The organism is Pseudomonas sp. AK181, from assembly GCF_051122975.1.
Taxonomy (GTDB): domain Bacteria; phylum Pseudomonadota; class Gammaproteobacteria; order Pseudomonadales; family Pseudomonadaceae; genus Aquipseudomonas; species Aquipseudomonas lactis.
This window is the reverse complement of record NZ_CP146348.1, coordinates 1869341-1888184: the sequence shown is the minus strand read 5'-3', so window position 1 is coordinate 1888184 and position 18844 is coordinate 1869341. Positions and strand designations below refer to the sequence as shown.

At 59.7% G+C, this 18844-nt stretch carries 19 protein-coding genes; 11 read left to right on the top strand and 8 right to left on the bottom strand.

Going from position 1 to position 18844, the window contains the following annotated elements:
- Window positions 1-17: 17 nt before the first annotated feature.
- On the top strand, window positions 18-620 hold the full coding sequence (mobA, locus tag V8689_RS08840; protein ID WP_056789352.1) for a molybdenum cofactor guanylyltransferase MobA: 603 nt from the start codon (window positions 18-20) through the stop codon (window positions 618-620).
- Window positions 621-699: 79 nt separating this feature from the next.
- Complete coding sequence (locus V8689_RS08835; RefSeq protein ID WP_005786486.1) at window positions 700-921, top strand: YgdI/YgdR family lipoprotein; 222 nt, start codon at window positions 700-702, stop codon at window positions 919-921.
- 55 nt (window positions 922-976) lie between these two features.
- On the opposite strand, the gene V8689_RS08830 is transcribed toward V8689_RS08835, so the two are convergent.
- The 3 genes from V8689_RS08830 to V8689_RS08820 all read right to left on the bottom strand — a co-directional run bounded on the left by V8689_RS08830 (window position 977) and on the right by V8689_RS08820 (window position 2582).
- Window positions 977-1867 carry a pseudouridine synthase gene (locus V8689_RS08830; RefSeq protein WP_056789244.1) on the bottom strand — a complete coding sequence of 297 codons (891 nt, stop codon included), beginning with the start codon at window positions 1865-1867 and terminating at the stop codon, window positions 977-979.
- 68 nt (window positions 1868-1935) lie between these two features.
- Window positions 1936-2271, bottom strand: coding sequence for a hypothetical protein (locus tag V8689_RS08825; RefSeq protein ID WP_003189932.1), 336 nt, complete (start codon window positions 2269-2271; stop codon window positions 1936-1938).
- 74 nt (window positions 2272-2345) lie between these two features.
- Window positions 2346-2582, bottom strand: a complete 237-nt coding sequence (locus tag V8689_RS08820; protein WP_056789246.1) for a glutaredoxin family protein — start codon at window positions 2580-2582, stop codon at window positions 2346-2348.
- Window positions 2583-2828: 246 nt separating this feature from the next.
- On the opposite strand from V8689_RS08820, the gene V8689_RS08815 reads away from it, so the two are divergent.
- Window positions 2829-4559 carry a cation:proton antiporter gene (locus V8689_RS08815; RefSeq protein WP_056789252.1) on the top strand — a complete coding sequence of 577 codons (1731 nt, stop codon included), beginning with the start codon at window positions 2829-2831 and terminating at the stop codon, window positions 4557-4559.
- Here V8689_RS08815 and V8689_RS08810 read toward each other — a convergent pair.
- On the bottom strand, window positions 4546-5754 hold the full coding sequence (locus tag V8689_RS08810) for an ammonium transporter (RefSeq protein ID WP_056789255.1): 1209 nt from the start codon (window positions 5752-5754) through the stop codon (window positions 4546-4548). The two genes, V8689_RS08815 and V8689_RS08810, sit on opposite strands and share 14 nt — an antisense overlap.
- A 345-nt stretch (window positions 5755-6099) precedes the next feature.
- Here V8689_RS08810 and V8689_RS08805 point away from each other — a divergent pair, with 345 nt between their 5' ends.
- The 7 genes from V8689_RS08805 (at window position 6100) to V8689_RS08775 (ending at window position 13745) form a co-directional block, all read left to right on the top strand.
- Window positions 6100-6414 carry a DUF883 family protein gene (locus V8689_RS08805; protein ID WP_003189926.1) on the top strand — a complete coding sequence of 105 codons (315 nt, stop codon included), beginning with the start codon at window positions 6100-6102 and terminating at the stop codon, window positions 6412-6414.
- A 2-nt stretch (window positions 6415-6416) separates the two neighbouring features.
- Window positions 6417-6821, top strand: a complete 405-nt coding sequence (locus tag V8689_RS08800; RefSeq protein ID WP_032892696.1) for a phage holin family protein — start codon at window positions 6417-6419, stop codon at window positions 6819-6821.
- The gene (locus V8689_RS08795) at window positions 6818-7159 is read left to right on the top strand and encodes a hypothetical protein (protein WP_056789259.1); all 342 of its coding nucleotides are present in this window, start codon (window positions 6818-6820) and stop codon (window positions 7157-7159) included. Before V8689_RS08800 ends, V8689_RS08795 begins: the two co-directional genes overlap by 4 nt.
- A gap of 165 nt (window positions 7160-7324) precedes the next feature.
- Window positions 7325-8656, top strand: coding sequence for a deoxyguanosinetriphosphate triphosphohydrolase (locus V8689_RS08790; RefSeq protein WP_032892699.1), 1332 nt, complete (start codon window positions 7325-7327; stop codon window positions 8654-8656).
- 168 nt (window positions 8657-8824) lie between these two features.
- Window positions 8825-9226 (top strand): response regulator, encoded by a 402-nt coding sequence (locus V8689_RS08785; RefSeq protein WP_056789261.1) that lies wholly within the window; start codon window positions 8825-8827, stop codon window positions 9224-9226.
- 248 nt (window positions 9227-9474) lie between these two features.
- On the top strand, window positions 9475-10101 hold the full coding sequence (locus tag V8689_RS08780) for a response regulator transcription factor (RefSeq protein WP_003189917.1): 627 nt from the start codon (window positions 9475-9477) through the stop codon (window positions 10099-10101).
- An 8-nt stretch (window positions 10102-10109) separates the two neighbouring features.
- Window positions 10110-13745 (top strand): transporter substrate-binding domain-containing protein, encoded by a 3636-nt coding sequence (locus V8689_RS08775; RefSeq protein WP_056789273.1) that lies wholly within the window; start codon window positions 10110-10112, stop codon window positions 13743-13745.
- A gap of 70 nt (window positions 13746-13815) precedes the next feature.
- On the opposite strand, the gene V8689_RS08770 is transcribed toward V8689_RS08775, so the two are convergent.
- Window positions 13816-14298, bottom strand: a complete 483-nt coding sequence (locus V8689_RS08770) for a GAF domain-containing protein (RefSeq protein ID WP_056789276.1) — start codon at window positions 14296-14298, stop codon at window positions 13816-13818.
- Window positions 14295-15185, bottom strand: coding sequence for an ATP-binding protein (locus V8689_RS08765; protein ID WP_056789280.1), 891 nt, complete (start codon window positions 15183-15185; stop codon window positions 14295-14297). Before V8689_RS08765 ends, V8689_RS08770 begins: the two co-directional genes overlap by 4 nt.
- 164 nt (window positions 15186-15349) lie before the next feature.
- Here V8689_RS08765 and V8689_RS08760 point away from each other — a divergent pair, with 164 nt between their 5' ends.
- On the top strand, window positions 15350-17659 hold the full coding sequence (locus V8689_RS08760) for a response regulator (protein ID WP_434520702.1): 2310 nt from the start codon (window positions 15350-15352) through the stop codon (window positions 17657-17659).
- A gap of 21 nt (window positions 17660-17680) precedes the next feature.
- On the opposite strand, the gene V8689_RS08755 is transcribed toward V8689_RS08760, so the two are convergent.
- Window positions 17681-18166 (bottom strand): glutathione peroxidase, encoded by a 486-nt coding sequence (locus V8689_RS08755; RefSeq protein WP_014717681.1) that lies wholly within the window; start codon window positions 18164-18166, stop codon window positions 17681-17683.
- Window positions 18167-18318: 152 nt separating this feature from the next.
- Complete coding sequence (gene msrB / locus V8689_RS08750; RefSeq protein ID WP_003189907.1) at window positions 18319-18711, bottom strand: peptide-methionine (R)-S-oxide reductase MsrB; 393 nt, start codon at window positions 18709-18711, stop codon at window positions 18319-18321.
- Window positions 18712-18844: the final 133 nt, after the last annotated feature.

Sequence of the window (18844 nt, the reverse complement as noted above, 5' to 3'; positions counted from 1 at the left end):
GCCGCAGCGCAACCACCATGAGCTTTGAATTTTCCTCCCTGCCGTGTTCGATCCTGTTGTTGGCCGGAGGTCGCGGACAACGCATGGGCGGCCAGGACAAAGGGCTGCTGGAATGGCAAGGCCAGCCCTTGATCGCCCACCTGCACCAGCTGGCCCGGCCACTCACCAATGACCTGATCATCTCGTGCAACCGCAACCATGAACGCTACGCACCCTATGCCGACCAACAGGTGAGCGATGACAGCCCGGACTTCCCCGGCCCGCTGGCGGGCATTCGTGCAGGACTCTTCGCCGCACGCCATGCGCATCTGCTGATCTTGCCTTGCGATGTGCCGCAGATCGATGCGCGACTGCTGGCCGACCTGCGTGCGACCTCACGACGCAACCCGCAGCTACCGGTGATGGTGCGCCAGGGTGAATACTGGGAACCCTTGCTGTGCATCATCCCCACGAGCCTGAAAAACCAGGTGGAACAGGCGTGGCAAGCGGGTGAACGCAGCCCGCGCAAGCTCTGGCTGCAACTGGGCGCGGTGGCCCTGGAATGCCCGGCCGATGACCCGCGCCTGGCCAATCTTAATACGCCCGAGCTGTTGCACCCCGGGGCTGGCATGTCAGAATGAACCCTGCACAAGGAACTTTGCCGGCGTCCCGTACGTCACAAGGTCAGCAATTTAAAAGTATTCTCTCGGAGACAAACTCATGACTCAACGGACCATCGCCGCTCTCATGCTTGCACTGGGCCTCGCCACCCTCGCCGGTTGCGCTTCGCCAACAGTGATCACCCTGAATGACGGTCGTGAAATCCAGGCTGTCGACACCCCGAAGTTTGACGAAGATTCGGGCTTCTACGAATTCCAGCAACTTGACGGCAAGCGCACCCGCATCAACAAAGATCAGGTTCGCACCGTTAAAGACCTGTAAGCCTTAACGCTTGCACACAAGGCCCGCCTCGCGCGGGCCTTGTTGTTCCTGGGGTTTACCAGTCCAGGGTGATCTGGCTGCGGAAGCTGCGCTCCTGGCCGCTCACCGGGTCGATAAAGCGCACGCCCTGGGCCAGCAGCTTGAGTGGCTTGGCGTAATCGTCCTCGGCGTCCTTGATCACTTCGGGGTAGAACGGGTCATTGCAGATGCTCGCTCCCAGCGCGGTCATATGCACGCGCAGCTGGTGCTTCTTGCCGGTCACCGGGAACAGGCCGTAGCGCCATAGATCGCCATTTTTCTCGCGCACCTCTACCGCCGTCTCGGTGTTGCTGGCGCCCGGCCCTTCCTGCATGCGAAAGAAAGGTTCGCCATCCACCAGGCGGCTTTTGTGCACCAACGGGAAGCTGAGGTGCGGCAAGGCGGGGGCGATGGCTTCGTAGAATTTGTCGATACGTCGGGTGGGAAACAATTGCTGATAGGCCGAACGGCTGTGCGGGTTGGCGGAGAACAGCACCACCCCCGCCGTATGCCGGTCGATACGGTGCAGAGGCACCAGGGCGGGGTTGTCCAGACGCCGGATCAAGCGTCGCAACAAGGTGTGCTCGACGTACTCGCCAGCGGGTGTCACTGGCAGGAAATGCGGTTTGTCCGCTACCACCAGGTGCTCATCGGCGTACAGGATGCTTTCCTGCACCGGAATCACTTTCTCGTTGGGCACTTCGCGAAAGTAATAGATGCACAGGCCTTCCTTGTAGCCCAGGCCCAGGCTGATCGGGCTGCCATTGACATCCAGCACCCGGCCGCGGGCAATGCGGTCCAACCACTGTTCACGGCCAATGGCCGGGAAATGTGCGCACAGGCAATCGAGCACCGTCACCCAGGAGCCCGGCGGCAAGTACAGGGTGCTGGCTTGGTGCTGGGAGGGAGAAAAACCGGAAGTGGACATGCTGACGCTCAAAGCCTGGAAAACAGGCGGGCATTATCGCCCATGGCGTGCGATTGCCTAGGGCTATCTCAGGCCTTGGCCAGTTGAGCCCGCAGCACCGGCGAGGCGCTTGCCGCCTCGGTGAATTCCTTGAGCCAGCGCAGCACGTCCACCGCTTCCCAACGGCCCGGGTCATACAGCGCGTAGAGCAAGCCCTGATAACCCACCACATCCAGCTGCTTGTGATAACCGGCGCGCTGGAACAGCGCCTCGATTTCCGCGAAGCAGGTGTTGAAATGCACTTTGTTAAAGGGCGTCTTGCCTTCCGTGACCAGGCCATCGAGGCGCAGCTCGTTCACCGCGTCGCGCACCACATCGGCGGACATGCGATTGACGCTGCTTTTAAGTTGTTCAACATTCACCACGGGCGTTCCCTCTATTCAATCGCTGTACGAATATACAGTAACTGAATATTTGAAAAGCCGCCATCGCATAAATCTCAGCGCAGGAAGGCAACCAACTGCTCGGTGTCGAACGGCCAGTCCAGTTCCGCCCCGGTGTCCGTGCGGCGAAGCACCGGAATCCGCAGGCCGTAGACGTCTGTCAGGTCCTGGGGATCGGTGATATCCACCAACTCCACCAACAGCCCGCGTTCGACGAGCGGCATGACTTCGGCTTCGGCAATTTCACACAGATGGCAACCCAGGGTGCCGAACAGCTGGCATTCAGGAAGCATGATGAAAGGACTCAGGTCACAAAACGAACCTCCATTCTAAGCCCAACAAGCCCCTTGTAGGAGCGAGCTTGCTCGCGAAAAACTCCCGTGCGCCGCGTTCATTCAGGAACCCCACATTATCGTTGACGTTTTTCGCGAGCACGCTCGCTCCTACGGTGTAAAAAGCCTGACCCAGATCACCATGGCCTATAACTGATTCAGCAATGCTTGCGGCTTTTTGCCGCTCACCCTGCAACGGAGATGCCTGTGTTCGCCAACCTGCTGATTATTCTGGCCTCATCCCTGGTGGTGATCGCACTGTTTCGACGGCTGCAACTGCCGCCCGTGCTGGGCTACCTGTGCGTGGGCCTGGCAGTGGGCCCCACCGCGCTGGACTGGGTCAATGACAACGAAGACCTGCCGGACCTGGCCGAGATGGGCGTGGTGTTCCTGCTGTTTTCCCTGGGGCTGGAGTTTTCCCTGTCGAAAATGTTGGCGCTGCGCAGCGTGGTCTTCGGCCTGGGCAGCCTGCAGGTGCTGGGGTGTGGGGCATTGCTGGGCGCATTACTGATGGGCTTTGGCCTCGCACCCGGCATCGCGTTGCTGCTGGGCGCAGGGCTGGCGTTATCGTCCACGGCCATTGTCAGCAAGGAATTGACCAGCCTCGGTGAGATCTTCAGCAGTCATGGCCAGAACGCGATAGGCGTGTTGCTGTTTCAGGACGTCGTGGCGGTGTTGCTGCTGACGTTGGTGCCGGTGTTTGCCGGCAGCAGTGACCAAGCCTGGTACTGGGCGCTGCCGCTGACCCTGGGCAAGACCGTGGTGCTGTTCGTGGGCCTGTTGCTCGCCAGCCGCTGGTTGCTGCCGCGCTTGTTCCGTGAAGTCGCCGCGTCGCATTCGGCGGAGCTGTTTGTGCTGCTGGCGTTGGTGATAGTCTTGCTCACCGCCTGGCTCACCCACCTGCTGGGCCTGTCCCCTGCCCTCGGTGCGTTCCTGGCCGGCATGCTGCTGGGCGAGAGTCATTACCGGCATCAGATCGAAGCGGATATCCGCCCGTTTCGCGACATCCTGCTGGGGCTGTTTTTCGTCAGCATCGGCATGCTTATCGACCTGCAGTTGTTCGTCAGCCACAGCCTGTTGATCCTCGGCCTGACGCTCACGTTGATGCTGGTCAAAGGCATGGTGGTCGCGGCGCTGGTCAAGTGGCGTAACAGCGATACCGAAACGGCCTGGCGCAGCGGCCTGGCACTGGCCCAGGGCGGCGAGTTCTGTTTTGCACTGATGGCGCAGATGCAGCAGAGCCGGTTGATTCCCGATGAGTTCAACGGCTTGCTATTGGCCGCCACCTTCTGCTCGATGCTGCTGACACCGCTGCTGTTGCGTGCGGCACCGGCCGTTGCCCTGCGCCTGCATCGCAAGCCCAACCAGCAAGTGCAACTGGAGCAGATCACCGCGCTCAATGCCCAACTGCACGGGCACGTGGTGATTTGCGGGTATGGCCGCGTGGGCCAGTCCATCGGGCGCTTTATGCGCCGCGAACAACAGGCGTTTATCGCCCTGGATGATGACCCCGAACGGGTGCAGGAAGCCGCCACCGAGGACAGCAGCGTGCATTACGGCGACTGCCGCCGTGGCGCCCTGCTCAGCGCCGTCGGCCTGGAGCGGGCGCGGTTGGTGGTGATCGCGGTGGACAACAGCGATGTCGCCCTGGTGGTGCTCAAAGAGGCGCGGCAGATCAACCCCGACGTGCCAATCCTGGTGCGCACCCGCGATGACAGCCAGTTGGCTGAACTCAAGGCTGCGGGCGCCAGCGAAGTGGTGCCCGAGTTGCTGGAATCAAGCCTGATGCTCGCCGCCCATGCCCTGATCCTGCTGGGCCTGCCGGACCAACAGGTGCAGGCGCGGGTGGATGAGGTACGGCACAACCGCTACCGCCTGCTACACGGTTTTTACCCGCCGCCACATACAGATGAAGAAGCGCCGATCAATCCTGACTGACCGCGCCGATCTTGTGGATCGACAGGTCCGCACCGTAGTACTCCTGCTCCTGAGTCAAGCGCAGCCCTTGCACGCGCTTGATCACGCCGTACACCAGCAAGCCGCCGCCAAACGCCACCGCCACGCCCAGCCCGGTGCCGATCAACTGGCTGATCAGGCTCACACCGCCCAGCCCACCCAGGGCGGTCTGCCCGAAGATGCCGCAGGCAATACCGCCCCACACACCACACAAACCATGCAACGGCCACACACCCAGCACGTCGTCGATCTTCCAACGTGCCTGGGCCGCGATAAAACACCACACGAACAAGCCGCCAGCCACCACGCCCGTGACCAACGCGCCCACCGGGTGCATCAGGTCGGAGCCGGCGCAGATCGCCACCAACCCGGCCAGAGGACCATTGTGCAGAAAACCGGGATCGTTACGGCCAATCACCAGGGCAGCCACGGTGCCACCGACCATGGCCATCAGCGAATTGACGGCCACCAGGCCACTGACGCCATTGAGGGTTTGCGCGCTCATCACGTTAAAGCCGAACCAGCCCACGATCAGAATCCACGAGCCCAGCGCCAGGAAGGGAATGCTCGACGGCGCAAACGCCACCAGGCGACCTTCGCGATACCGCCCATTGCGCGGGCCCAGCAACAGCACCGCCGCCAGCGCCAGCCAGCCGCCCATGGCGTGCACCACCACGGAGCCGGCGAAGTCGTGGAAGCTGGCGCCAAAGGTTGCGAGCAGCCAGGCTTGCAAGCCAAAGTTGCCGTTCCACACCATGCCTTCGAAGAACGGGTAAATAAACGCCACGATCAGCGCGGTGGCGCACAGCTGCGGCGCAAACTTCGCACGCTCGGCAATCCCGCCGGAAATGATCGCCGGAATCGCCGCGGCAAACGTCAGCAGGAAGAAAAACTTCACCAGGCCGTAGCCATGATCGGCGCTGATCACGGCGGCCGGTTGCAGGAAGCTCACACCGTAGGAGATCCAATAGCCTATAAAGAAATAGGCCAGCGTTGAAATCGCAAAATCACTGAGGATTTTCGACAAGGCGTTGACCTGGTTCTTCTGGCGTACCGTGCCGACTTCAAGGAAGGCAAAGCCGGCGTGCATGGCCAGTACCATGACCGCGCCAATCAGGATGAACAGGGTGTTGGAACTGTGGACGAGGGTGTCCACCGCGCTTTGCAAGTTTTCCATGGAGGTTGGCAGGCCTGCATCAAGGCAAAAAGCACCAAAGCGGTTCAAGCCAGGGTTTCGCGCACTAAATTGGCACCGCCGGCTTCGCCCCTCTTCAGAGGGCGTGAACCGCTTTAGCGCAGCGATCAACACAACAGGCCGTTGCCGACAGGGTTTTTCCGCGAAGTTAAGTGATTTAGGGTAAGGTTTTTCAAGGTTTCTACCTCGACCGCCCGGATTCAGCGCAGGCCCTATAGCCTGCGCACCAAGGCAAAGCAAAAGCTGTACCACACAATTGCACTGAACCTTCAGCCAACGCCGCGACTCGAAACCACACGTACAGATCAGCTACCCACGGAGACAACCATGGCCGGTAAAACAGCAAAGACTGCTCAAGAGATACTGATGGAGGATTTTCAAACCCTGGTCAGCGATACCGAAAAGTTGCTGGACGACACCGCCGTGCTGGCCGGTGACCAGGCTGACGAGCTGCGCACCAAGATCCACGAGAGCCTGCTCAAGGCCCGCGAGACCTTGCAACTGACTGAAGACTCACTGCGCGAGCGCGGCCAGGCGGCGATCACTGCCACCGAAGACTACGTGCAAGCCAACCCATGGCAGTCGGTCGGCATTGCTGCCGGCGTAGGCTTTTTGATCGGTCTGCTGGCTACAAGGCGCTAACCATGTCTATCGGCGAATCCAGCTCATCTTCGAGCGCACATTCCTCAGCAAGCGGTTCGACTTCCCGACGCCTGGGCGCAGCTGTGCTGGGCTTGCTGCACAGTCACGTCGAGTTGTTTGGCATTGAATTACAAGAGCAAAAGGCCCGTACCGTGAGCCTTTTGCTGTTTGCCGGCCTGGCGTTGGTGTTTGCCCTGCTGTTGCTGGTGGGGTTGTCGACGCTGGTGATGATCCTGGTGTGGGACACAGGCTATCGCCTCACCGGCATCATCTGCCTGTGCGTGTTCTATAGCCTGGCCGCTGCGTTCTGCGGTGTGCGTTTGAAGGCGGCGGTGTTCGATGAATCCACGCCCTTCCACGCCACGCTCGAAGAACTGGCCAATGACCGGGAGCGCCTGCTGCCATGAGCATGACTGAGATCCCGCAAAACACGTCACGCCGGGAAATGCGCAAAGCCTTGATCCGCCTGCGCATGGAAATGCATCGCCAGGAAATCCGGCATGAGTCCCAACAACTCATGGCGCCCCTGCACAAAATGCGCAACATGCGCCATAACTGGCAGGACAGCCTGGGCATCAAGCACGCGCCGTTGTGGGGCGTGGCGGCGGTCACCCTGATGGGCTTCTTTACCGGCAAAGGCGCCAAGGGCGGCAGTATCAGCAGCGTCACGCGCCTGGTGCGGCTGGGTGCCGGCTTGATCCCGCTGATCAAGTTGGCCATGCAAGGCTCTTCGCGCAAAAGCTGACCTTCGACAGCCAATGACCGCAATGACCAGTCACCTGCTGGTCATTGCGGTTTTTTGCGCTGCCTGTTAATTGATACCGATGCGGCCGACCGCTGGATTCGCTTGCCCCACAAAAGCCGAACCGGGAAGCTGGAACTGTCATTCACCTTACGGAGAGCCTGCGCCTTGGATTGGCCCACCCTGCTGACCCGCGAACGTCTTGGAAAACCCCTGCACAGCCCTGAAGAACTGGGCCGCAGCCCCTTCCACAAAGATCACGACCGCATTATTTTCTCCGGCGCGTTCCGGCGCCTGGGGCGCAAGACCCAAGTGCATCCGGTTTCAAGTAACGACCATATCCATACACGCTTGACCCACTCCCTGGAAGTCAGCTGCGTGGGGCGTTCACTCGGCATGCGCGTAGGCGAAACCCTGCGCAGCGCCCTGCCCGACTGGTGCGACCCGAGCGACCTGGGCATGGTGGTGCAATCGGCCTGCCTGGCCCATGACATCGGCAACCCGCCATTCGGGCATTCTGGTGAAGACGCCATTCGCCACTGGTTCCAACAGGCCGCCGGGCGCGGTTGGCTGGATGACATGAGCAGCGCCGAACGCAATGACTTCCTGAACTTCGAAGGCAATGCCCAGGGCTTTCGGGTACTCACCCAACTTGAATACCATCAGTTCGACGGCGGCACGCGGCTGACCTACGCCACGTTGGGCACTTACCTCAAATACCCCTGGACCGCCCGCCACGCCGACTCGCTGGGCTACAAGAAACACAAGTTCGGCTGTTACCAGAGCGAGCTGCCGATTCTTGAGCAGATCGCCCACAAGCTTGGCCTGCCCCAGTTGGAGGAGCAACGCTGGGCACGTCACCCGCTCGTCTACCTGATGGAGGCCGCCGACGATATCTGCTATGCGCTGATCGACTTGGAAGACGGCCTGGAAATGGAGCTTCTGCAGTACGCCGAAGTCGAGTCGCTGCTGCTGAACCTGGTCGGCGATGACCTGCCGCAAACCTATCGCCAACTGGGCCCAATGGACTCACGTCGCCGCAAGCTGGCGATCCTGCGCGGCAAAGCCATCGAGCACCTGACCAATGCGGCGGCGCAGGCGTTTGTCGAACAGCAGGACGCTCTATTGGCCGGCACGCTGCCCGGTGACTTGGTGGAACACATGCACGGCCCGGCAAAGCGCTGCGTACTGGATGCCAAGGACATGGCACGCAAGAAGATCTTCCAGGACAAGCGCAAGACACTGCATGAGATCGGGGCCTATACCACCCTGGAAATCCTGCTGAATGCCTTTTGCGGCGCGGCCCTGGAACAACATGGCGGGCGCACGCCGTCGTTCAAGAACCGGCGCATTCTCGATTTGCTGGGCAATAGCGCGCCGGACCCCGCCTGGCCGCTGCACGCCTCTTTCCTGCGCATGATCGACTTCATCGCCGGTATGACCGACAGCTACGCCACCGAAATGGCACGGGAAATGACCGGGCGCTCCAGCCCTCAATAGCGACTCCATCCAGCTGCCTGTTCCCTGAAGCGAATTGCCCTACGATGGGAACAGAGCGGCCTGATCGAATTCGTACAGGCGCACGAAGAATAATCACGCGCGCCCCCAACGGACCCGCCGAGTAATTCCTACTGCCCCCATCGACGCTTGCCTTACTGTGTGCTCTTTATGCCCAGCTATTCTCTTCGTATTCTTTTGGTGGAGGATCACCCCTTTCAACTCATGGCCACCCAGTGCCTGCTCAGAAGCTTCGGCTTCGATCAACTGACCCCGGTGGAAAACGCCGAGCAAGCCATACGCGTGATGAGTCAGTCCGAACACCCTTTCGACCTGATGTTATGCGACCAATGCCTGCCCGACCTGCCCGGGCTTGAACTGGTGGAAATCGCCAGCCGCCGGCGCTTCATCACCAGCGCTATCTTGTTAAGCGGTTTACCCACCTCGGAATTGGTTAACCTGACGATACAAGCGGCACGACGAAGTCTCCCCCTCCTTGGCTACTTATCAAAACCTTTGAACAAAGATGAACTTGAGCGATTAGTCCGCTCAACTTTTAACCCGCGCCTGTAGGATTTTAAACATCCCCTACAACGAAAAACGATTCGGGTCCGCCGTAAATCTCTAAGCCTCCCTTCTTGTCTGGCTCATCCTCAAAACGCTCACATGCGCTGTCACGATTACCTAACAACTTGTAGGCCTATACCTTTTTAAATGTAGGAACTTTCCTGTTCTGCATCTACTCCGTGCGAGCTTCATACTGCGCGCTCACCTTCTGAGCTAATGTGCCCGCTTTATCTGCACCTGCATGGAAAGTGACTATGAACACAGTTTTTATTATCGATGACCACCCCGTTATCCGGCTTGCCATTCGAATGTTGCTGGAGCACGAAGGTTACAAAGTCGTCGGCGAAACAGATAACGGGTGCGATGCCATACAGATGGTCCGTGAATGCCTTCCAGACCTGGTGATTCTCGACATTAGCATCCCGAAACTTGATGGCCTTGAGGTGCTCTGCCGGTTCAACGCCATGAACACTTCGATGAAAACCCTGGTGCTCACGGCCCAATGCCCCACGCTGTTTGCCACGCGCTGCATGCGCTCGGGGGCGGAAGGCTACGTGTGCAAGGAGGGTGACCTGAGCGAGTTACTGAGTGCCATTCGCGCGGTGCTGTCCGGCTACAACTACTTCCCCAGCCAGGCCTTGAATGGCCCCGGAACCGAAGGCATGGATGCTCAAGAGCTGGAGCTGTTCAAGACCGTCAACGACCGGGAACTGATGGTCCTGCAACTGTTTGCACAGGGCCGCACTAACAAGGAAATCGCCAAAGGCATGTTCTTAAGTAACAAGACCGTCAGCACTTATAAAAAGAGACTCATGCAAAAACTCCAAGCCAAATCCTTGGTTGACCTCATCGAGATGGCAAAACGAAACGCGCTAGTGTGAGAAAGCGGATGCCCAGGCGTATAAAGGACTATCTAATAATACTAAGTGCCGGTTTGTACTTCAGCACCACTGTGCTCGCTGAGCACCAAACCAGCCCGGAACGCTTCACCCTCTTGAGTCGCGCGGGAGCTGTTCAACTGGACACTCATTTTGACAAGGCCCAGCGCCAGTGGCTGCAGAACAAACGTGAACTAACGCTGGGGACATCCACCCCTGACTACCCGCCCTTCGACCTCACTTCCAGCGGCCATGATTACGAAGGCCTTACCGCCGACTATGCAGGACTGCTGGCCAAGGCACTCTCCCTGCCCATCACTGTGATGCGCTACCCCTCCCGAGCGGCAGCCATTCGTGCCCTGGAAGCCGGGGAAATTGACCTGCTGGGCTCATCCAACGGGTTTGAAGCTGCAACGCCGAACCTTATCCTCTCCGAACCCTATGCCGTGGACCAGCCGGTGCTGGTCACGCGCGAAGGAGAAACCCGCAGCCTCAGCGAAGGCCTCGACGGGCTGCGCCTGAGCCTTGTCTATCACTACCTGCCGCTCAATGAGGTGGAAAAGCTGTACCCCAAGGCGATCATCCGCGCCTACCCGTCTTATCAAAATGCCTTGAATGCAGTGGCCTTCGACCAGGCGGATGTGTTTCTCGGTGACACCATTTCCACCCATTACATGATCAACAAGGGCTATCTCAAAAACATTCGCATGGCCAACTTCGGCAAGCATGAAGCTTATGGTTTCAGTTTTGCCACACGCCAGGACAACCGGATGCTCCTCAGCATTGTCGATTCAGCCCTGGCCTCGGTGCCCATCAACGAAAGGGACAGCATTGCCAAGCGCTGGAGCGCCGGCAGCGACATCCTGCTGACCGACCAGAAACTGCAACTGACCCAGCGCGAAGAGCGTTGGCTCAAAGATCACCCGGTGGTCACGGTGATCGTCAACGAAACCTTCGCGCCCCTGACGTTCTTCGATGCGGACGGTAACTTTCGCGGGATCACCGCCGATCTGCTGGAGTTGATTCGCCTGCGCACCGGCCTGCGTTTTTCGGTGCAGCGCGGGCGCGACGTCAACGCGATGATCGATCAGGTCGCGGCTCAGAAAATCGATATGATCGGGGCCATCGTTCCAAGCAACGAACGAGACTCACAGCTTAATTTCAGCCGTCCTTACCTGGAAAACTCCTATGTGCTGCTGACGCGCAAAGAGCCAGGGGCGCCCACGAACATGGAGCAAATGGCAGGAAAGCGTCTGGCTATAACCCAGGGCAACCCCTTGGCCGCAACTTTGGGCAAGGACTTCCCTGAGATTCACCTGGTGGAAACCAGTGATACATTCAGAGCATCTGAACTGCTCGCACAGGGGCAAGTGGATGGGGCCGTGAACACCCTGGTGATCGCCAACTACTTCCTGTCTTCCCAGGTTTTCCAGGACCGCCTGCAAATCAGTGCCAGCATCGGCACGACCCCTGCGACCTTCACCCTGGCCACCTCGCGTCAAGCCACGGAGTTGAGTTCGATCCTCGACAAGGCCCTGCTCAGCATTGCCCCGGATGAAATGGGTGTGATCAACAGCCGCTGGCGTGGCTACACTGCCGCATCCGACAGCTACTGGCGTAACTACCATCAATTGATCGCGCGCATCATCATCGGCACCGGGCTGTTGCTATTGATTTCCCTGGCCTGGAATGCCTACATGCGTCGCCAGATCAAACACCGGAAAATGGCCGAACGCGCCCTCAACGATCAGTTCGAGTTCATGCGCGCACTGGTCAACGAGACGCCGCATCCGATCTACGTGCGCGACCGCAATGGGCTGTTGCAGACCTGTAACGACAGCTACCTACAGGTGTTCGATGTCAAGCGCGAAGAGGTGATCGGCAAAAGCGTGACCCAGATGACCATGGCCCTGGCGTCGGAAGCAGCCCAGTATCATGCTGACTACCTGCGCGTAGTCGCCGAGGGCAACCCGCTGATCCTCGATCGCAGCCTGCATATCCACGACAGGAAACTGACCATCTACCATTGGATCCTGCCCTACCGCGACTCTACGGGTGAAGTCCAAGGCATCATCGGTGGCTGGATCGATATCAGTGACCGACGCCAGCTATTCGATGAACTACGCGCCGCCAAGGAGCGTGCCGACGAGGCCAACCGCGCCAAGAGCACGTTCCTGGCCACCATGAGCCACGAGATTCGCACCCCGATGAACGCCGTGATCGGCATGCTCGAACTGACGCTCAAGCGCGCCGACCAGGGGCACCTTGACCGTCCGGCGATCGAGGTGGCGTACAACTCGGCCAGAGACCTGCTGGAGCTGATCGGTGACATTCTCGACATCGCGCGTATCGAGTCCGGCCGCCTCAGCCTGGCGCCGGAGCGCGTCAACCTGCGGGAGGTGATTGAATCAGTGGTGCGCGTCTTCGACGGGCTGGCAAGGCAGAAAACCCTCAGTCTGCTGCTGGAGTTCAAACCCGATCTGAACGATATCGAGGTGCTGATAGACCCGCTGCGTTTCAAGCAGGTGCTATCGAACCTTGTGAGCAACGCGATCAAGTTCACCGAAGAGGGGCAGGTCAAGATCAAGGTTGAGCTGCAGCCAACCCAGGCACCGGAGCAGATCGAACTGAGACTGGTGGTGGAAGACACCGGCATCGGCATCAGCCGGGAAGACCAACTGCGCCTGTTCGAACCCTTTGCCCAAGCGGACAACTCCGGGCAACTGGCCCGCAGCGGCGCGGGCCTGGGGCTGGTGATCTGCCGCAGCCTGTGCGCGATGATGGGCGGCCAATTGAGCCTGAGCAGCGTGCCCATGGTAGGCACCCAGGTGCACGTCAACCTCAGCATGCCTCGCCTGCAAGCGATCCAGGCGGAGGGTGAACACCCGCCGCAAACGCCGGCCACCGCACTGGTGCTTAACGTACTGGTGGTAGACGACCACCCGGCGAACCGCCTGCTGATGTGCCAGCAACTGGGCTACCTGGGGCATAAATTCACCGCTGCCGAGCACGGTGCGGCGGGGTTCCAGGCCTGGCGTAAAGAGCATTTCGACCTGGTGATTGCCGACTGCAACATGCCCATCATGAATGGCTATGAACTGAGTCGCTCAATCCGTGAGTATGAGCAGCGCGAACAATTGGTGCCCTGCGTGGTACTGGGCTTTACCGCCAATGCCCAGCCAGAAGAAAGGCAACGATGCGTGCAGGCCGGCATGGATGACTGTCTGTTCAAGCCCATCAGCCTCACCGTACTGGAGCGCCAACTGGCACACATTGTCCCTAAAGCCGTGCACCAACGACTGGACCTCGGGTGCCTGGAAGCGTTGACCGGCGGTGACCCCCATTTGAGTAGACGCCTGCTGGAGGAACTACTGAGCAGCAGCCATCAAGACCGCCATATCCTTAGCGAACTGCTGGATCGACATGCTCCACTCTCGGAAATTATTGAGCAAGCCCACAAGATCAAGGGCGCAGCCCGTATCGTGCAAGCCCATTCATTGGCGGGGCAATGCGAAGCCTTGGAGCAAAGCTGTTCGCGCAATGAGGAGTGGGCCGTGATCGAAAGCGGTATCAGGGCCCTGGAACAACTCATGCAGGAACTGGAAAAGATGCTGCAGGTTCAACTGGATGAGCTGCAAAGCCATTAAGCGCCAGGGCCGGTAGGGGCAGGAGTGAGCAAACGCGCCCCTACCCTAACCTGCCTTAGCATCAGCCGCTTCAGCAGTCGGTCAACCGCAGGAAAATCTCGGCCAGCCGCTCAATGCCCACCTGGTCCTGAGGGGTGAACCGGGCCAGCAATGGGCTGTCGAGGTCAAGAACGCCAATCAGGTGACCGTCCTTGACCATGGGCACTACCAATTCACTGTTCGAAGCGCTGTCACAGGCGATATGGCCTGGGAACGCGTGCACATCCTCCACGCGCTGGGTTTGCCGCGTTGCCGCAGCCGCACCACACACGCCACGACCAAACGGAATGCGCACACAGGCGATCTGCCCCTGAAAGGGCCCAAGCACCAACTCTTCATTGCGATTGAGGTAAAAGCCCGCCCAGTTCAAGTCATCCAACTGGTTGAACAGGAACGCGGAAAACTGCGCACTGTTGGCAATAAAATCGCGCTCATCAGCCAACAGCGACTCCAGTTGCGCGCACAGCATGGCATACCCATCAAGGCCGCTGCCGGCCTGTTGTAAATCGATCATGGTTGACGTTCCAGCAATTTAAGACCCACCCAGTAACGGGCGAATTGATAGGCACACCGGCCATTGCGGTTGCCGCGCCCCGTTGCCCAACGCACCGCGAGGACATCAAGCTGTTCATCGCGCTGCCACTGCAAGCCAGCCTTGCTGGCCAACTCACCGATCCAGTGCTCCACCACATCCAGGAAATGCTCCTGGCTAAACGGGTAGAACGACAGCCACAGGCCAAAACGATCTGACAAGGCAATCTTGTCTTCAACCGCCTCGCTCGGGTGCAATTCGCCATCCACGCGCTTCCAGTTGTCATTGTCGCTCTGGTTTTCCGGCACCAGGTGGCGACGGTTGGACGTGGCATACAGCAGCACGTTTTCCGGCGCCTGTTCCAGGGAGCCATCGAGCACGCTCTTGAGCACGCGATAGTCGCCTTCGCCAGCTTCAAACGACAGGTCATCGCAAAACAGAATAAAGCGTTGGGGGAGCTTGAGCAGTTGCTCGACCACTCGCGGCAGGTCCGCCAGGTGGTCACGCTCGATCTCGATCAAGCGCAGGCCCGCCTTGGCGTGGTGGGCGAGCAAGGCACGGACCATGGAAGACTTGCCGGTGCCACGCGAACCCCACAACAGCGCATGGTTGGCGGGCAAACCGTCGAGGAACTGTTGGGTGTTGCGCGCCAGTTGCTCGCGTTGTTTATCGACACCGATCAGGTCCGACAGGCGCATGTCCAGGCTGACCTCCAGCGGTAACAGGAAGCCAGTGCGGCCTTCGCGCTGCCAACGGGCGGCCAGGCATTGGCTCCAGTCGATCGCTTGGCGCGGGGCGGGTAACAACGGTTCCAGGCGAGCCAGCACCGCATCGGCGCGCTCAAGAAAGGCATTCAATCGAGAATCCACAGCTATTCCTCTGGCAACTTCTTGCAAAAGATGGCGTATTGGCAACCCTGCGGCACACTGCATGGGCTGCATCAAAAAAACGATTCATGCCGGGCGAGCCAAAGCTTGTGGATGTTCAGCTATGCTTGCCGGGCGAAGGGAAACGCTAAGTGGTTCAACACTCGATGGATATCAAGTTCGCCCACCGCTTGTCTTATAAACAAGCCAGATTGACTGTGCTGGTCGGTTTCGTCTTGGGAACCCTGCTCAGCCTGATCCAAATCGGCATTGATTATGCCAGTGAAGACGCATCCATCAACCGTGAAATACGCTCACTGATTGAAATCAGCCACAACCCGGCGTCACGCATCGCCTACAACATCGATGCCGAACTCGCCCAGGAACTGACCCTGGGCCTGCTGCACTCCCCTGCCATCATCCGCGCGCAGTTGATCGACAACAATGGCGTGGTGCTGGCCGACGTCAACCGCCCGCGCAAAGAAAGCAACTATCGGCCCGTCAGCGACTTTCTGTTTGGTGCCAATCGCCAGTTCGAAGACCGGCTGTTTCTCAGCCATATTCCCAACCACTCGCTCGGTGTGTTGCGCCTCGACGTCGACACCTATGCCTTTGGCAGCCGTTTCCTGCATCGCGCCGAGATCACCCTGCTCAACGGCTTCGCCCGCAGCCTGTTGCTCACCGGGATTTTGCTCGGCCTGTTCTACGTAATGCTCACCCAACCGCTGGTACGCATTATCCGCGAGTTGAGCACACGCAAACAGGCGCGCCTGGATTGCCCACCGGGGCATGAACACGATGAAATCGGCGTGCTCGTCAGCGTCGCCAACCAGCAATTCGAAAACATGGAAACCGAGATCCAGCAGCGGCGCCACGCCGAAGACCGCCTTACGGAGTACCTGGGGCAACTTGAGCATATCGTTTCGGCGCGCACCCTTGAACTCAAGGCCAGCAACCAACGCTTGAGCCAGTCCAACGATGAGCTGGAGGCGGCGAAAATGACGGCGCTGGGCATGGCCCAGGCGCGGGCGGCATTCCTGGCCAATATGAGCCATGAAATCCGCACGCCACTCAACGGGCTGCTGGGCATGATTGCCTTGTCACTGGACAGCCCGCTGACCGCCGAACAGCGCCAGCAACTGTCCATTGCCCATGACTCAGGCAAAGTGCTGGTGGAGTTGCTCAACGATATTCTCGACCTGTCCAAATTCGATGCCGGCCAACTGGAACTGGAGCATATCCCCTTCGACCTGGGCTCCCTGGTGGAGGACACCGCCAACCTGCTGTCGCAAAACGCCGCGCCGAGTGTGGAGCTGACCTGCCTGATCGACCCGCAATTTCCCGCCCAGGTGATCGGTGACCCGACCCGTGTGCGGCAAATCGTCAGCAACTTGCTCTCCAATGCCTTGAAGTTCACCCGCTTCGGCCGCGTCGATGTGCGCCTGCGCGCCTCGGCAGGCCGGGTCAGCATCGAAGTGTGTGACACCGGCATCGGCATCGCCCAGGAAGCCCAGGTAAAAATATTCCAGCCGTTCACTCAGGCCGGCGCTGGCATCACCCGCCAGTTTGGCGGCACGGGATTGGGCCTGGCACTGACCCATAACCTGTGCGAAGCCATGCAAGGCCGCTTGAGTATCAGCTCGGAAGTGGGCTTTGGCAGCCAGTTCTGCGCCGACCTTCCACTGCCGGCGCATTTGCCTGCCACACGCTATGCACCGCTCACGGGCGAGGTGATCGCCATCACCAACGCCGGCGGCGGGCTGACGGAGCTGCTCACCACGCTATTGCCCTCTTGGGGGCTGACGCCGCGGTGCTATTCCCAGGACGATGATCTGAGCGGGCTGGCGCCGGACCTGTTGATCACGGACTGCCCTGAATGCTTGTTCCGCTTGCGCCCGGGCATCAGCGCGCCGATTCTGCTGGTCACCGCCTACGGCAACTTTTTGCCCAGCGAAGAAGTCGCGGCCCTGGCGCCGCTGCAGCAACAAGCCCGCCCGTTGAGCCGTAACGCGCTGTATCAGATCCTGCAACGCAACCTGCGCAGCGACGCGCAACTGGTGCTCGACCCGGTGCAGATAGAAACCGCACCGCTTGCGCACCGCGCGCGCATCCTGTTGGTGGAGGACAACGCGGTCAACCAACTGGTGGCCAAGGGCATGCTCAGCAAGCTCGGGTGCGAGGTGATCGTCGCGGCCCATGGCGGCGAAGCCCTCAAGCTCCTGGAGGAGCAGCGCTTCGATATGGTGTTGATGGACTGCAACATGCCCGTGATGGATGGCTATGAGGCCAGCCGACAAATTCGCCGCAGCGGGCGTTGGCCGGACTTGCCCATCGTGGCCTTGACCGCCAACGCGATGGCCGAAGAACGCGAGCGTTGCCGGGCCGCGGGAATGAACGATTACCTGGCCAAGCCGTTTCGCCGGGAAGAACTCAACGCGCTGCTGGAACTGTGGGTACCGAAGACCACCAGCCTCTGACGAGTACCCGCACTGCGTAGGTCATTTGAGCAGGGCTTCGATCTCCTGGGTCAAGTCCTGGGGCTTGGTGGTTGGCGCAAAGCGCTTGACCTGCTGGCCATCACGGCCGATGAGGAACTTGGTGAAGTTCCACTTGATGTTCTTGGAACCCAATAGCCCCGGGGCCTGTTTTTTCAGCTGCACGAACAGGGGGTGAGCGTCGCTGCCATTGACGTCGATCTTCTTGAACAGCGGAAAACTGACGCCGAAATTCAGCTCGCAAAACTCGGATATCGCACCTTCGTTGCCCGGCTCCTGCTTGCCGAACTGGTTGCAGGGAAAGCCGAGCACGACCAGGCCCTGGTCCTTGTATTGCTGCCAAAGTTGCTCGAGGCCCTTGTACTGAGGGGTGAAGCCGCATTTGCTGGCGGTGTTGACCACCAGAATGGCCTTGCCGGCAAAATCGGCCAAGGTCTTTTGTTCACCCTTGATGGTGGTGCAAGGGATGCTCAGCAGGGAGTCGCTCATGGCAATGCCTCAAGTCAGCGAAAGAAGAACCTTATTCTTGTAGGAGCGAGCTTGCTCGCGAAAAACTCCCAGACGCCGCGCTCATTCAGGCGCCCCGCGTTATCGTTGGCGTTTTTCGCGAGCAAGCTCGCTCCTACAGGGGCTATGCAAGCCTAGCGCGGCACCAGATCCAGGCATACCGAGTTGATGCAGTAACGCAGGCCCGTCGGCGGCGGGCCGTCCGGGAACACATGCCCCAAGTGTGCATCACACTTGGCGCAGGTGACTTCGGTGCGAATCATGCCGTGGCTGACGTCGCGGATCTCGACCATTGCGCTATCGGCAATCGGCTCATAGAAGCTGGGCCAACCGCAGCCGGAATCAAACTTAGCCTTGGAATCGAACAGCGGCTCGTTGCAGCAGATGCAGTGATAGACGCCGTCGGTCTTGGTGGCGTTGTACTTGCCGCTGAACGGTCGCTCGGTACCCTTGAGACGGCACACGTTGTACTGCTCCGGATCGAGCATCGCCTTCCATTCGTCTACAGTTTTCTGCAACTTATCCATCGGTACACCTCGGCAACTGAAAAACCCTGATCTGTGTCTTTTCCATGGATCAGGCGGCACGTATGATTGCGCCTCTTCAAAACGCCAGTCTGGCACCCGCGCCACCGGCATTCAAACGTATTTATGGGTGCGG

Excerpts from the sequence above, each read along its gene's own strand:
- mobA (WP_056789352.1), top strand. The coding sequence starts at position 18 with ATGAGCTTTGAATTTTCCTCCCTGCCGTGTTCGATCCTGTTGTTGGCC.
- V8689_RS08835 (WP_005786486.1), top strand. The coding sequence starts at position 700 with ATGACTCAACGGACCATCGCCGCTCTCATGCTTGCACTGGGCCTCGCC.
- V8689_RS08830 (WP_056789244.1), bottom strand. The coding sequence starts at position 1,867 with ATGTCCACTTCCGGTTTTTCTCCCTCCCAGCACCAAGCCAGCACCCTG.
- V8689_RS08820 (WP_056789246.1), bottom strand. The coding sequence starts at position 2,582 with ATGCTTCCTGAATGCCAGCTGTTCGGCACCCTGGGTTGCCATCTGTGT.
- V8689_RS08810 (WP_056789255.1), bottom strand. The coding sequence starts at position 5,754 with ATGGAAAACTTGCAAAGCGCGGTGGACACCCTCGTCCACAGTTCCAAC.
- V8689_RS08805 (WP_003189926.1), top strand. The coding sequence starts at position 6,100 with ATGGCCGGTAAAACAGCAAAGACTGCTCAAGAGATACTGATGGAGGAT.
- V8689_RS08800 (WP_032892696.1), top strand. The coding sequence starts at position 6,417 with ATGTCTATCGGCGAATCCAGCTCATCTTCGAGCGCACATTCCTCAGCA.
- V8689_RS08795 (WP_056789259.1), top strand. The coding sequence starts at position 6,818 with ATGAGCATGACTGAGATCCCGCAAAACACGTCACGCCGGGAAATGCGC.
- V8689_RS08785 (WP_056789261.1), top strand. The coding sequence starts at position 8,825 with ATGCCCAGCTATTCTCTTCGTATTCTTTTGGTGGAGGATCACCCCTTT.
- V8689_RS08780 (WP_003189917.1), top strand. The coding sequence starts at position 9,475 with ATGAACACAGTTTTTATTATCGATGACCACCCCGTTATCCGGCTTGCC.
- V8689_RS08775 (WP_056789273.1), top strand. The coding sequence starts at position 10,110 with ATGCCCAGGCGTATAAAGGACTATCTAATAATACTAAGTGCCGGTTTG.
- V8689_RS08770 (WP_056789276.1), bottom strand. The coding sequence starts at position 14,298 with ATGATCGATTTACAACAGGCCGGCAGCGGCCTTGATGGGTATGCCATG.
- V8689_RS08760 (WP_434520702.1), top strand. The coding sequence starts at position 15,350 with ATGGATATCAAGTTCGCCCACCGCTTGTCTTATAAACAAGCCAGATTG.
- V8689_RS08755 (WP_014717681.1), bottom strand. The coding sequence starts at position 18,166 with ATGAGCGACTCCCTGCTGAGCATCCCTTGCACCACCATCAAGGGTGAA.
- msrB (WP_003189907.1), bottom strand. The coding sequence starts at position 18,711 with ATGGATAAGTTGCAGAAAACTGTAGACGAATGGAAGGCGATGCTCGAT.